A 12910-nucleotide genomic window follows, 5' to 3' on the forward strand; every position below is an offset into this window, starting at 1 on the left:
AAAAAATTTAGGTAAAAAACAGGTGACAGGGAAGGCCATCTGGAAAGGCGCCAATTAGGTGCCCGAAGCAACAAAGGGAATTCTAGAAGAGCCGGGATTCGCTGTCGTCGACCCCGCGCATGGCGTCATAGTCAAGGGTGACGCAGTCGATCCCGCGGTCGTTGGCCAGTACCTTCGCCTGCGGCTTGATCTGCTGGGCTGCAAAGATCCCGCGGACAGGTGCCAGCAGGGGATCGCGGTTGAGCAGTTCCAGGTACCTGGTCAGCTGCTCCACGCCGTCGATGTCCCCGCGGCGCTTGAGTTCAATGGCCACCGTGGCACCATCGGCGTCCCGGGCCAGGATGTCCACGGGTCCGATCGCCGTGAAGTACTCGCGCCTGATCAAAGAGTAGCCCTGGCCCAGCGTTTCGATCTGGTCGGCCAGCAACCGCTGCAGGTCCGCTTCCACGCCGTCCTTGATCAGCCCCGGGTCCACGCCCAGATCGTGGGAGGACTCGCTGACCTTCTCGTGGATGTTGATGATGAGCCGGTCATCGGTCTTGGCCGACTGCACGGTCCACTGCTCCACTACGCCCAGTTCGAGGTCCACCTCGTCCGGGGACGTAACGCGCAGGGTTGCCGGCGGGCTCATCCAGTTCAGCGGCTTGTAGGAACCGCCGTCGGAGTGCACCAGCACGGAGCCGTCCGCCTTCACCAGCAGGAGCCGGGTGGCGAGGGGGAGATGGGCCTTGAGGCGGCCAACGTAATCAACGGAGCAATGGGCTATGACGAGTCGCACGCCGTACAGACTATCGCGTGGGCTCCGGCAGGCCATGGTCGACGCCGGGTGGCCGGGCGGGACGGCAGCAAGCCACGGGCGGGGGGACCACGGTTAGGCGCGGCAACCGGCTGGGGCAGAATGGAGGCATGCCGCGTTCCAACCGTCCCCGCCGCCCCGCCTCCGGCAAGGGCCCTGTTTCCGGCCGGGGCGCAGGCCGGAAGGGCAGTGCGGACGTTCCCGAACTGGACCTTGAGCGTGCCCGGGCCGGAATCGCCCGCCGGGAAAGCGCGCCCGACGGCGAGTGGATGGTCCGCACCATGACCGCCAAAAATGCCGAGAAGACCTACATCTGCCCCGAATGCTCCACCGCGGTGCTGCCAGGGATCGCCCACCTGGTGGTGTGGAAGGACGACCATCTCTTTGGAGCTGCCGCCGGCCTGGCGGAACGTCGGCACTGGCACACCAATTGCTGGATGACGCGCAGCTACCGCTACCGCTGACCCCGGCGCGGCAGAAGAACCTCCGCTGTCGCTAAGCTGGCAGGCATGACTTTTGATCCGGCGTCGTACGAATTCAGCCCGACCCAGGGCCCCGCTCCCATCCGTGCCTCCACCGTCCTGCCTGCCCGGCGCGAGAACATCGAGCTGCAGACAGAGGACGGCCACACGCTGGTGGGGGAGCTGGCGCTGCCCGAGTCGGGTCCGGTCAAGGCCACGCTGATCACGCTCCACCCGCTGCCCACGCACGGCGGCTTCATGGATTCCCACGTTTACCGGAAGGCCTCCTACCGGCTTCCGGCGCTGGCCGGCATCGCGGTGCTGCGCTTCAACACCCGGGGCACCGCCTCACCGCGCGGCACCAGCAGCGGCGCCTTCGAGGAGGGAGTGGGCGAGCGCTACGACGTGGAGGCAGCTGTCCGCTTCGCAGTGGAACGGGGCCTGCCCAACCGGTGGCTGGTGGGCTGGTCGTTCGGGACCGAGCTGGCGCTGATGTACGGCGCCGTGGAACCGGTGGCCGGACAGATTGAGGGCGCGGTGCTGCTCTCGCCCCCGCTGCACCGCGCCACGGACAAGCACCTGCAGATGTGGGCGGAATCAGGCAAGCCCCTCACCGTCCTGGTGCCGGAACATGACGACTTCCTGCAGCCGGCCGAGGCCGCCGAACGCTTCAGCCTGGTGCCGCAGGCCCGCGTGGTGGGCGTGGCCGGGGCCAAGCACCTGTGGGTGGGGGAGAAGTACGCGGCCCGGGTGCTGAACGACATTGTGGCCCAGGTCAGTCATGACCCTGACCGTGCGGAGCTGCCGCAGGAATGGAACGGTCCGGCGGCGACTGCCGGAGCCTAGGCTTCCCGCAGCGCTAGTGCTGGTCCTGCCGGACGATGTAGATCTCCCGGACCAGCAGCAGCACGGCGGCGGCCGTGGGGATGGCGATCAAGGCCCCCAGGACACCCAGCAGGCTGCCGCCGGCGATGACGGAAATCACCGCCACGGCACCGGGCACTGCAACGGCCTTCTGCATGATGCGCGGTGAAATGAAGTACGCCTCGAACTGCAGGTATGCGAAGTAGCAGATAGCGTAGATGGCCGCCGCCTGCCAGCCCTCGGTGAGGGACACCAGGGTGACCACGATGCCCGCGATCATCCCGCCCACCAGGGGGATGAAGGCCAGCAGGACCACCACGAATGCCAGGAGCAGGGCGAACGGAATGCCCACGATGGACATCACCACGAACGCGAAGGTGGCGTTGAGCAGGGCCACGCATGCCTGGCCGATCACGTAGTTTCCCACCGACCGCGTGATCTCCTCCGAGAGGGCGGCCACCCGCTTCCGCCGGGAGCGCGGGGCCAGGCGGTAGCCCCACTTCTTCATGGCGGGCAGCGCTGCCAGGAAGTAAAGGCTCAGGACCAGGACGATCAGGGCGCCGAAGAGGCTGTTGGCCACGGTGGATCCGAAGCCCAGCACACCGCCGAAAATGCCGCCCATCGCGGCGGGGTCGTTGACGAACTTGTTCAGTTCCTCGGTGATCCGGTCGCGCACGCCGAACTGGTCGTCAACACTGCGGAAGAAATCCGAATCCATGAAGTTGCGCACCCAGTCCGGCGCCTGCCGCACGATTTCGGAGACCTGTTCAACGATGGTGGGAATGAGGGTGGCAAAGAATCCGACCACAGCGCCCATCAGGACTGCCACGGAGACCAGGATGCCGGCAGGCCGGGGGATCTTCCGGTTTTCGAGCCAGCCCACCACCGGTTCCAGGCCCAGGGCGATGAACAGCGCGGCCACGATCCACAGCAGCAGCTGCGTGGTGTGGGAACCGATCCAGTAGACCAGCAGCGCCAGTCCCACGCCCACGGTGCCCATGAAGCCCATGTACAACGGGTGCTGGGGGGACATGCGCGGTCCGGGGTGGCCGAACTGCGGCTCCTCGTCGCCGTCGTGGTCCGCTTCCGGGGCCTGTCCGGTGTATTCCGGTGGCATCTCGAACCGAAGCCTGGGCTGGGCGCCGGGCAATGGCTGGCGAAGCCGGCGGACCACATGGCCAAGGGCCGCAGCGGCTGAACCCCCGCGGCGTGCTGCCATGCCGAGCGGAGGAACGGCGGCAGGAACCGGGCCCCTGGGATCCCCTGGATTTCCGGCTGCAGCCGAGGACGGGTCCGTCTTGTCAGTCAATGGTTTTGGGGGCCTGTTCCGTGCGTGGCACCGCCTGCGCGGGCCGGTGTGATGATCATCGCAAACACTATCAGCAGGCTTGTCACCACGAGCCGAAGGCGCCGGACGCTGGCTGGCCGGGCCGGGGCGGACGGGCAAAAAAGGGGGCTCTGGTAACAAAAAGGTTACTATTGAAGGCAAACCCCCGCTGATGATAGGTGTTTCCCTTGCGTTTAAAGACTGCAGCCGCACTTGTGCTGCTCGGCCTCCTGACACTTTTGGCCGGTATCGGCCAGAGAACCATCTGGGCTCCCTCCGAGACGTTCACCGCGTCCGCGCCGGCCGATGCCGCAGCGGCGCCGCTGACCGTTATTGACCAGAAGCTGCGCACCCTGCACGGCGGGACGGTCAAGATCAACGTCCAGGGCGACGGAAATTTCATGCTGGCCTCCGGCCGGCCGGATGACGTGGCTGCCTGGGTGGGCAAGACAGCCCACAACACCATCACCGGGGTGTCCGAGGACGAAAAGTCGCTCCAGGTTGAGCACGCCGACGGCGAAGGCACGGCACCGAACCCGGCCGGTTCGGACCTCTGGGTGTCCAACGAGAACGCCAGCGGCGAGCTTGAATACACCTGGACACCGCCCGCCGACGGCGACTGGAGCCTCCTGCTTGCCTCCGACGGCACCAAGCCGGCACCGGCCACAGTGTCCATGACGTTCCCGAACGACACGTCCACTCCCTGGGCTGTTCCGCTGATGGTCCTGGGCAGCCTCCTGATCGTGGGCGGAATCGTCCTGGCGCTGCTCTCTGCCCGCCGGAAAAACGGTGAAGGCGACAACGGCGGCGACTCCGGCTTCGCTGCCCGCGCCCGTGCCCGCAAGACGCAGAACCAGGACCCGTCGTCGTCCTCCAAGGTCACCATGGTGGCAGCCGGTGTGGCAGCAGCAGTGCTGGCCGCATCGGGCACGGCCGCCCAGGCTGCCAGCCCCAGCCCCCAGCCTTCCGGCAGTGCCTCATCGCCGGCCAAGGAAGCAGCAGGATCGCCTGTCCTGCTGGACGCACAATTCCGCCGGATCCTGGAGCAGGTCTCCAGCGCCACCGATGCAGGGGACGCGGCCAAGGACGCCGCCAAGCTCGCGGACCGCGTTGCCGGCCCCGAACTGGAAATCCGCACCCAGAACTACAAGATCCGCTCCCAGGTGGGCTCCTACGAGCCGCGCATGCCCGTGCGCTCCACCAAGCTGCTGACCACGGTGGTCACCAGCGACCGTGACTGGCCGCGTTCGGTGCTGGCCGTGACCCAGGGCGAAGGCAACGTTGTCCCGCAGATCCTGACGCTGGTCCAGCAGTCGCCCCGCGAGAACTACAAGCTCATGGAAACCACGCCCCTGCAGCCGGGAACCACGTTCCCGAACATCAGCCGGGGCGGCACCGACACCCTGGCCGCGTCGGACAAGTCCGGGCTGCTCTACAGCGGCGAGGAAGCAATGTCCGGCCTGGCCGACAGGCTCACGTCCGCGGACTCGCCGTTCAAGGACAAGCTGGTCGAGGGCGACTCCTCGCCGTACATCGCCGACACCCTGTCCTACCAGGCAGAGGTGGTCAAGGCCGGCGAGAACGGCAACTTCTCCTTCACCCACAAGGTGGTCCCCGAGAGCACCGTGGTGTTCCGGACCTCCGACGGCGGGGCCCTGGTCCTGGGCCGGATCAACTTCGGCTTCGAAGGCACCCCGAAGGCTGCCGGCGACAAGCTCAGCATCGGTGACGATGCCGCAGCCCTGGCCGGTGGCAAGGAAACCACCACGGGCATGGTCTTGAACTTCGCCGAATCGATGGCTGTCTACGTGCCGCCGGCAGGATCGACGGACCCGATGAAGCTCGTTGCCGCCACCCGCGGCCTGGTGGGCGCCAGCTTCAAGTAGCGCCTGACTGCATTACCACCGGCAGCGGCCGGAGTGGCTAGAGTGGGAAACATGAGTTCGCCAGCTTCCCGCCCAGTCCCTCCTGCCGCTGCCAACCTGCTTAACCTGCGCGGCGCCGTCGACCTTTCCTCACTGAAGCGCCCCGCAGCTCCCTCCGGCACAGCCCCCTCCGGCACCTCGCCGTCAGGGCCGCCGGCAGGGGAGGCGCAGGAAGGGCAGCCGGGCGCGGCGGCAGGCGGACCCGAGCTCAAGGTCAACGTCACCGAAGCAAACTTCCAGCAGCTGGTGGAACTGTCCGCACAGGTTCCCGTGGTGTTCGCGCTGTGGGCTTCCTACTCGCCGGAGTCCGGCAGGATGGTGGAGACCCTCGACCGCATCGTGGCCAGCTACGGTGGCCGCCTGGTCCTGGGGGCCGCCGACATCGAAGCTTTCCCGCAGCTTGCCCAGGCCTTCCAGGTGCAGGCCGTCCCCACCGCCGTCGCCGTCCTGAAGGGGCAGCCGGTACCGCTATTCCAGGGGTCTGCGGAGGAGCAGCAGGTGCGCAGCCTCTTCGACGAACTCCTCAAGGTGGCCGCAGCCAACGGCGTCACCGGAAGCCTTGACGCCGGCGGCGCCGCTGAGCAGGAGCCGGCACCGCTGCCGCCGCTGCACCAGGCGGCGTACGACGCGATCGAAGCCGGGGATTACGCCGCCGCGGCCGAGGCCTACCGCCAGGCGCTGAAGGAAATGCCGTCGGACCATGAAGCCAAGGCCGGCCTGGCCCAGGTGGAGCTGATGGACCGGCTGCAGTCCGTGTCGGCCCAGGACAGCGAAGCGCTGCGCACGCTGGCGGCGAACGAGCCGGACAACCTGGAAGCCCAGCTTGGGGTGGCGGACCTGGACGTGGCCGGCGGCCACGTGGAGGACGCACTGAACCGGCTGGTGGCCTTCATCGGCAGGAATTTCGGTCCGGAGCGTGAGACCGCAAGGGTCCGGCTGCTGGAACTGTTCGAGGTGGTGGGCGCCGGTGACGGGCGCGTGGCGAAGGCGCGCCAGGCGCTGGCCCGGGTGCTGTTCTAGTGCCGGCCCTGTTCCAGCCGCTGGCGCTGCGGTCCATGGAGCTGCAGCACCGGGGCTGGGTGTCGCCCATGTGCCAGTACAGCTGCGATCCCGACGACGCCCCGGGGGTTCCGAACGACTGGCACCTGGTGCACCTGGGCGGCTTCGCCGTGGGCGGCGCGGCGATGATCCTCACGGAAGCCGCGGCCGTGAACGCCGAAGGCCGGATCAGCCCCCGGGATGCCGGCCTGTACAACGACGAGCAGGCGGAAGCCTGGCAGCGGATCATTTCCTTCGTCCACCGGAACGGTACTGCCGGCACCAAGATCGGCGTGCAACTGGCCCACGCGGGCCGGAAAGCGTCCACGTTCTGGCCTTTCTCCGGCCGGCACGGCAGTGTTCCCGCCGCCGAAGGCGGGTGGGACACCGTTGGTCCGTCCACCACCTCGTTCGAGGGCTACGAGGCGCCAGCTGCCATGACGGTGGAACAAATCCACGGCGTCATCGCCGATTTTGCCGCAGCCGCTGAACGCGCGGTGGCCGCGGGCTTCGACACCATGGAGATCCACGGGGCACATGGCTACCTCCTGCACCAGTTCCAGAGCCCGCTGATCAACGAGCGTGACGATGAGTGGGGCGGGGACGAGGCCGGACGCAACCGGCTAATGCTGGCCGTGGTTGACGCGGTCCGCGCCGTGATTCCCGATTCCATGCCCCTGCTGCTCCGGATCTCGGCCACCGACTGGGCGCCGGGCGGCGTGGACCAGGAAGCCTCGGTCCGCCTGGCCCGCCAGGCGGCCGGCCGTGGAGTGGACCTGGTGGATGTTTCCAGCGGCGGGGCGGTGGCCCACCAGCAGATCAAGCCGGGCCTGGGCTACCAGACCGGGTTTTCCGCCGCCATCCGCGGGGAGGCCGGAATCGCCACCGGCACGGTGGGCCTGGTCACCACGCCGGGACAGGCGGAGCACGCGATCGCCACAGGCCAGGCCGACGGCGTCTTCATTGCCCGGGCCGCGCTGCGCGATCCCCACTGGTGGCTCCGGGCCGCGTTCGAACTGGGCCACGACATGGCTTGGCCGCCCCAGTACGAGCGGGCCATCCCGCGGCGGACCTTCTAAGCCCCATCCCGTGAAGACGGAGCCAGGCATGGCAGACTCTGCCGGGGACGGCCCTGACATCCCGGTTGGGCGGCAGCTGGAAGCGAAAATCCTGGAACTGCTCGCTTCCCGGGCGGCAACGTCCACCATCTGCCCGTCCGATGCCGCCAGGGCGGTGGGCGGCGACGATTGGCGGCACCTCATGGAGCCGGCCCGCGAAGCTGCGCGGCGCCTGGTTGACGCCGGCCAGGTCCACATCACCCAGGGCGGCTCCGTCGTCGATCCCGCCACGGCAAAGGGGCCGATCCGGATCCGCAAGGCGCCGTGAAGGCCGGCCGTCAGCCGAGCAGGTCGTCCACGTAGCACCAGCGCCATTCTTCGCCGGGTTCGATGCTGCGCATGACGGGGTGGCCGGTTTCCTTGAAGTGGCGGCTGGCGTGACGTCCCGCCGAGGAGTCGCAGCAGCCAACGTGTCCGCAGGCAAGGCACATGCGCAGGTGCACCGGTGTGGTGCCCTCCCGTTCGCAGCCTGCACAGGCCGGGTTGTCGGGAAGCGGTGCCGGCATGGCCGCCGTCAGGTGGTCGCAGACGCCGCCCGGCTGGGAGAGCCCTTCACCGCCACCGCCGCCGGCAGCGGAGTCGAGTTCGTTGAGGGAAGCATCGAGCATGGACTCTTCCACATCCAGCCGCTCCAGGACTTCGCTGAGGACCTCATGGGCGAAGTCCCCGCCGCGCCGGAGTTCCAGGACTTTTTCCCGTTCGGCTTCCAGCATGGCCATCCGCAGCTGGGCGTACCGCTGGCTCGGGGTGGCTGCCTCTGCCGCTGGCCTGCCCAGGCGTTCCCAGGCTGCCAGTCCCCGCTCCTGGGTCCGCCGCCGCAGCATGTCCATGACTTCAGGTGGATCGCTGTCCCGCCGGAGCTTCTCCAGGCGCTCCATGCCCGCAGTGGTGGCCAGCTGCATCAGTGAGGCCTGGTTCAGCGCATCCTCGCGCCGGTCCGGCCCGGGCAAACCCAGGGCGCGGACCAGGGCCGGCAACGTAAAGCCCTGCAGCACCAGGGTGCCGGCCACCACCACCATGGCGGCCAGGACCAGGACGTTGCGGTGTTCCAGGTCATCGGGCAGCGTGAGCACGGCGGCCAGCGTGACGACGCCGCGCATGCCCGCCCAGGACACGATGGCGGGAAACTGCCAAGGCGGTGCGGGGTCCTTGCGCTGCACGGAAGGAATCAGGCGGGGGAGGTATGTGGCGGGAAAGACCCAGATGGGCCGGAGCACCAGCACGGCCACCAGGATCACGGCGCAGCCAATCCATACCCGGCCCGCGCCCAGGGAATCGTCCTGGACGCTGTCGATGATGGTCCGCACCTGCAGGCCGATCAGCAGGAACACGGAGTTCTCCAGGAGGAACTGCACCGTGTCCCAGTTGCTGCGGGCGCTTTGCCGCGCGGCCCCGTTGGGCATGGACGGCGCCTTGGTGCCCATCACCAGGCCGGTGACGACGACGGCGAGCACACCGGAGGCGTGGATGGCCTCGGCAGGGAGGAAGGCAACGAACGGGGCCATCAGCGACGTGGAGGTGTTGATGGCCACGTTGCTGATCCGTTTCCGGATTTCGGTAAGGATGTACGCGGCGGCTAGGCCCACCGCCAGCCCGCCGCCGGCCGCCACCACGAAGCCGCCCGCCACATCCAGTGCTGACACCGAGCCGGCGATGGCGGCCACGGCCGCGCGCAGGCACACCAGCGCCGTGGCGTCATTGACCAGTGACTCGCCTTCGAGGATGTTGACGATCCGGCGGGGCATGCCCACCTTCCGTGCGATCGCCGTGGCCGCCACGGCGTCCGGGGGAGCCACCACCGCACCCAGGGCGATGGCGGCAGCCAGCGGGATTTCCGGGAACAGCCACCAGACCACCGCCCCGACCCCCAGTGTGCCGAAGATGACATAGCCCACGGACAGGAGCCCGATGGAGCGGCGGTTCGATGTGAAGTCGAACAACGATGTGCGGAACGCGGCGGCGTAGAGCAGCGGGGGCAGCAGGCCAACCAGGACCAGTTCGGGATTGAGCTCGACCTGCGGGATGAAAGGCAGGAAGGATCCTGCCACGCCCGCAAGGACCAGGAGCAGCGGAACCGGGAGATTGAGCTTCCGCCCCGCCGCGCTGCCGGCGCACACCACCGCAACGATCACCAGGAGGCCCAGGGCAATGTCCATGAGGTTAGTTTCGCACCCCCGCAGCGACGGCCCGCGGACTAGGCTGGCACCATGACTGCTCCCATGCCTGACCAGGCGTCGAATCCCGGCCCCGTGGCGGCCCTGTCCATCCGCGGGCTGGCCAAGCGGTTTGGCGGCAAGATCGCGGTGGACGGTATCAGCCTGGAGGTCCCGGCCGGTTCATTCTTTGGCATTGTGGGACCCAATGGTGCAGGCAAGACCACCACACTGTCCATGGCCACCGGCCTCCTGCGCCCGGACTTCGGCACCGCCGTGGTGCACGGCGTCGACGTCTGGCAGCACCCCCTTGAAGCGAAGCGGCTCATGGGGATCCTGCCCGACGGGGTCCGGCTCTTCGACCGGCTGACCGGAGAGCAGCTGATCACGTACGCCGGATTGCTGCGCGGCATGGACAAGAACGTGGTGGCCGCGCGGGTGGGGGAGCTGCTGGCTGCCATGGACCTCAGCCAGGACGCCGGAACACTGGTGGTGGACTACTCGGCGGGCATGACCAAGAAGATTGCCCTGGCCTCTGCACTCATCCACGCCCCGCGGCTCCTGGTCCTGGACGAGCCCTTCGAAGCCGTTGACCCCGTGTCTGCAGCGAACATCCGCTCCATCCTGGACCGGTACGTGGACTCCGGCGGAACGGTCATCGTGTCCAGCCACGTGATGGACCTGGTCCAGCGCATGTGCGACCACGTGGCGGTGGTGGCCAAAGGCCGGCTGCTGGCCGCGGGCACGGTGGAGGAGGTGCGCGCCGGAGCCTCGCTGGAGGACCGGTTCGTACAGCTGGTTGGCGGCCACAGCCACACGGAGGGGCTGGAATGGTTGCGCACCTTCTAAGGCTCAAGCTCACGCTGCTCCGCAACGGACTGCGCCGCAGCCCCTGGCAGCTGGTGGGGATGGCCATCGCCGGGCTCTACGCCCTGGGCGTGGTGGCAACGCTGGTCATCGCCCTTGTCCTGCTGCGCAACGCCGGTCCGGTGACCGCCCACACGGCCGTGGTCCTGGGCGGCTCCGCCGCCGTCCTGGGCTGGGCCGTGGTTCCGGTGGTGGCCTCCGCCACGGACATGACCCTCGATCCGGCCCGCTTCACCACTTTTGCGGTCCCCATGAAGCAGCTGCTTGCCGGCCTTGCCCTTGGCGGCCTGATCGGCATCCCGGGCCTGGCCACCGCGCTCGTGTCACTGTCCACGGTGGTCACCTGGTCACGGGGCGTGCTCCCCGCGCTCGCCGCTTTGGCCGGGGCGTGCCTGGGTGTCATGACCTGTATTGTGCTGGCCAAGGTGGTCACCACCGCAACAGCCAGCCTGGCGGCTTCCCGGCGCTTCAAGGACATCAGCGCCATTGCGGTCATGGTGCCGCTGGTCCTGCTGGGCCCCATCGTGGCAGGGGTCGGCCGCGGCATCCCGGCATCCACGGGGTTCCTGCCAGAGTTCGCCCTGACCTTGTCCTGGACGCCGCTCGGGGCGCCATGGTCACTGGGCGGCGACGTCGCGTCGGGCCGGCCCGGGCAGGCCGCGGTGAAACTGCTGGTAGCGGTGGCGGTCCTCGGCGCCCTGGCCTGGTGCTGGAAGCTGCTGCTCGAACGGGCCCTGGTCACCCCGCCGTACGCCGGCGCGGGGAAGCGCAGGGGCGGCAGGCTGGGACTGTTCGGCGTGCTGCCGCCCACCCCGGCCGGTGCGGTGATGGCCAGGTCTCTCACCTATTGGCTCCGGGACCCGCGGTACTCGGGTTCCCTGGTGGTCATCCCGCTGCTTCCGGTGGTCCTGGCGTTCCAGGGGACGCAGACGGGCAGCTACGGCAGCCTAGCTTTCCTTGCCCCCGTGGCCGCCTTCATTCTGGCCTGGTCCATCTCCGCCGACGTCTCCTATGACAACACCGCGTTTGCCCTGCACCTGGCCACCGGCGTCAGGGGGGTGGCGGACCGGCTGGGCCGGGCACTGGCGTGCATGACCTTTGCGCTGCCCGTGGTGCTGGTGTTCTCAGTGGGTTACGCCGCCTTCACGGGTAACTGGACGGCACTGCCCGGCCAGCTGGGGTTCAGCCTGGGGATCCTTTTCACCGGCCTGGGCCTTTCCTCGGTGGTATCGGCCCGCTACACCGTCACCGTCCCGATGCCGGGGGACAGCCCGTTCAAGAAACCGCCGGGCAACGTGGGGCAGACCCTGGCCGTGCAGTTCGTGGGAATGCTGGTCCTGATGGTGCTGGTCCTGCCGGAGGCCGCGCTGCTGGTTGCCCAGGCGGTCACGGGCAACATCCTGTTCGGCTGGCTCAACCTCGCGGTGGGAACCGTCCTGGGCCTGGTCCTTTTCGGGGCCGGCGTCCGGCTGGGCGGCAGGTGGCTGGAGGCCCGCGGGCCGGAACTCCTGGCGCAGGTTACCGTCAACCGCTGACAGTTCCAGGAAGGGAACACCATGGAAATCGTGATACTCGGCGGCATCAGGCAGATTGGAAGACTCGCGGCGGACGCCATCGAACACCTGGTCCGCCGCAAGCCGGACGCTGTCCTTGGCCTGGCCACGGGGTCATCGCCGCTGCCCGTCTATGACGAACTCGCCGCGCGCCATGAACGGGGCCTGGACTTCAGCAGGGCGTCCGCGTTCGCGCTGGACGAGTACGTGGGCCTGCCGGCCGGCCACCCCGAGTCCTACCGGGAGGTGATACGCCGGGAATTCACCGACCGCGTGAACATCGCGCCGGAGAACGTCCACGGCCCCGACGGAACCGCCACTGACATCCCGGCTGCCTGCGAGTCGTACGAACAGGCCATCGCTGCGGCCGGCGGCGTGGACCTTCAGTTGCTGGGCGTGGGCACCGACGGGCACATTGGCTTCAACGAACCGGGCTCCTCCTTCGCGTCGCGGACGCGGATCAAGAGCCTGATCGAGCAGACACGCCGGGACAACGCCAGGTTCTTCACCAGCCTGGCCGAGGTGCCGCACCACGTCATCACCCAGGGGCTGGGCACCATCATGGCGGCACGCCACGTGGTCCTCCTGGCCACGGGGGCGCAAAAGGCGCAGGCGGTCCGCGATTTCGTGGAGGGACCGGTGGCCGCCATCTGTCCCGCGTCGGTGCTGCAGTTCCATCCGCATGCCACGGTCCTGCTGGACGAAGCCGCCGCCTCGGCCCTGAAACTTGCCGATTTCTACCGCCACACGTACGAGAACAAGCCCGCGTGGCAGGGGCTGTGACGGCGCCTGCGGGAGCGGCGCCAGG

12 protein-coding genes are annotated in these 12910 nt (G+C 68.5%); 9 read left to right on the top strand and 3 right to left on the bottom strand.

Annotated elements, in window-relative coordinates; translation table 11 throughout:
- Positions 1-82 precede the first annotated feature (82 nt).
- Positions 83-778: an endonuclease NucS gene (gene nucS, locus MRBLMD1_RS04760; RefSeq protein WP_159631653.1), complete on the bottom strand. Its 696-nt coding sequence runs from the start codon at positions 776-778 to the stop codon at positions 83-85.
- A 128-nt stretch (positions 779-906) separates the two neighbouring features.
- Here nucS and MRBLMD1_RS04765 point away from each other — a divergent pair, with 128 nt between their 5' ends.
- Entirely contained in the window at positions 907-1260 is a 354-nt protein-coding gene (locus MRBLMD1_RS04765; protein ID WP_159631654.1) for an ATP/GTP-binding protein, read from the top strand.
- 45 nt (positions 1261-1305) lie between these two features.
- Complete coding sequence (locus MRBLMD1_RS04770) at positions 1306-2103, top strand: alpha/beta hydrolase (protein WP_364397821.1); 798 nt, start codon at positions 1306-1308, stop codon at positions 2101-2103.
- Positions 2104-2116: 13 nt separating this feature from the next.
- Here the strand turns inward: MRBLMD1_RS04770 and MRBLMD1_RS04775 are convergent, their stop codons facing one another.
- Positions 2117-3430, bottom strand: coding sequence for an AI-2E family transporter (locus MRBLMD1_RS04775; RefSeq protein WP_159631656.1), 1314 nt, complete (start codon positions 3428-3430; stop codon positions 2117-2119).
- A gap of 233 nt (positions 3431-3663) precedes the next feature.
- Here MRBLMD1_RS04775 and MRBLMD1_RS04780 point away from each other — a divergent pair, with 233 nt between their 5' ends.
- Genes MRBLMD1_RS04780 through MRBLMD1_RS04795 form a run of 4 tightly spaced genes read left to right on the top strand, consistent with a single transcriptional unit; the run spans position 3664 to position 7797 of the window.
- Positions 3664-5334 (top strand): hypothetical protein, encoded by a 1671-nt coding sequence (locus MRBLMD1_RS04780; RefSeq protein ID WP_224027172.1) that lies wholly within the window; start codon positions 3664-3666, stop codon positions 5332-5334.
- 51 nt (positions 5335-5385) lie between these two features.
- Positions 5386-6393: a tetratricopeptide repeat protein gene (locus MRBLMD1_RS04785; protein ID WP_364397823.1), complete on the top strand. Its 1008-nt coding sequence runs from the start codon at positions 5386-5388 to the stop codon at positions 6391-6393.
- A complete protein-coding gene (locus tag MRBLMD1_RS04790) occupies positions 6393-7490 on the top strand; it encodes an NADH:flavin oxidoreductase/NADH oxidase (RefSeq protein ID WP_224026461.1) in 1098 nt (365 codons plus the stop codon). The genes MRBLMD1_RS04785 and MRBLMD1_RS04790 overlap by 1 nt, the downstream gene beginning before the upstream one ends.
- A gap of 28 nt (positions 7491-7518) precedes the next feature.
- Positions 7519-7797 (top strand): DUF3253 domain-containing protein, encoded by a 279-nt coding sequence (locus tag MRBLMD1_RS04795; protein WP_224026460.1) that lies wholly within the window; start codon positions 7519-7521, stop codon positions 7795-7797.
- A gap of 10 nt (positions 7798-7807) precedes the next feature.
- Here the strand turns inward: MRBLMD1_RS04795 and MRBLMD1_RS04800 are convergent, their stop codons facing one another.
- The gene (locus tag MRBLMD1_RS04800) at positions 7808-9685 is read right to left on the bottom strand and encodes a Na+/H+ antiporter (protein WP_159631660.1); all 1878 of its coding nucleotides are present in this window, start codon (positions 9683-9685) and stop codon (positions 7808-7810) included.
- A 51-nt stretch (positions 9686-9736) separates the two neighbouring features.
- Between MRBLMD1_RS04800 and MRBLMD1_RS04805 the strand changes: the two genes are divergently transcribed.
- The 3 genes from MRBLMD1_RS04805 to nagB are packed head-to-tail and all read left to right on the top strand — an operon-like array spanning position 9737 to position 12885.
- Positions 9737-10531, top strand: coding sequence for an ABC transporter ATP-binding protein (locus MRBLMD1_RS04805; protein ID WP_159631661.1), 795 nt, complete (start codon positions 9737-9739; stop codon positions 10529-10531).
- Positions 10513-12084, top strand: a complete 1572-nt coding sequence (locus MRBLMD1_RS04810; RefSeq protein WP_364397827.1) for a transporter — start codon at positions 10513-10515, stop codon at positions 12082-12084. Before MRBLMD1_RS04805 ends, MRBLMD1_RS04810 begins: the two co-directional genes overlap by 19 nt.
- Positions 12085-12105: 21 nt before the next feature.
- Entirely contained in the window at positions 12106-12885 is a 780-nt protein-coding gene (gene nagB / locus MRBLMD1_RS04815) for a glucosamine-6-phosphate deaminase (RefSeq protein WP_159631663.1), read from the top strand.
- Positions 12886-12910 lie beyond the last annotated feature (25 nt).

The organism is Pseudarthrobacter sp. LMD1-1-1.1 (genome assembly GCF_040676255.1).
In the GTDB taxonomy this organism is placed as follows: Bacteria; Actinomycetota; Actinomycetes; order Actinomycetales; family Micrococcaceae; genus Arthrobacter.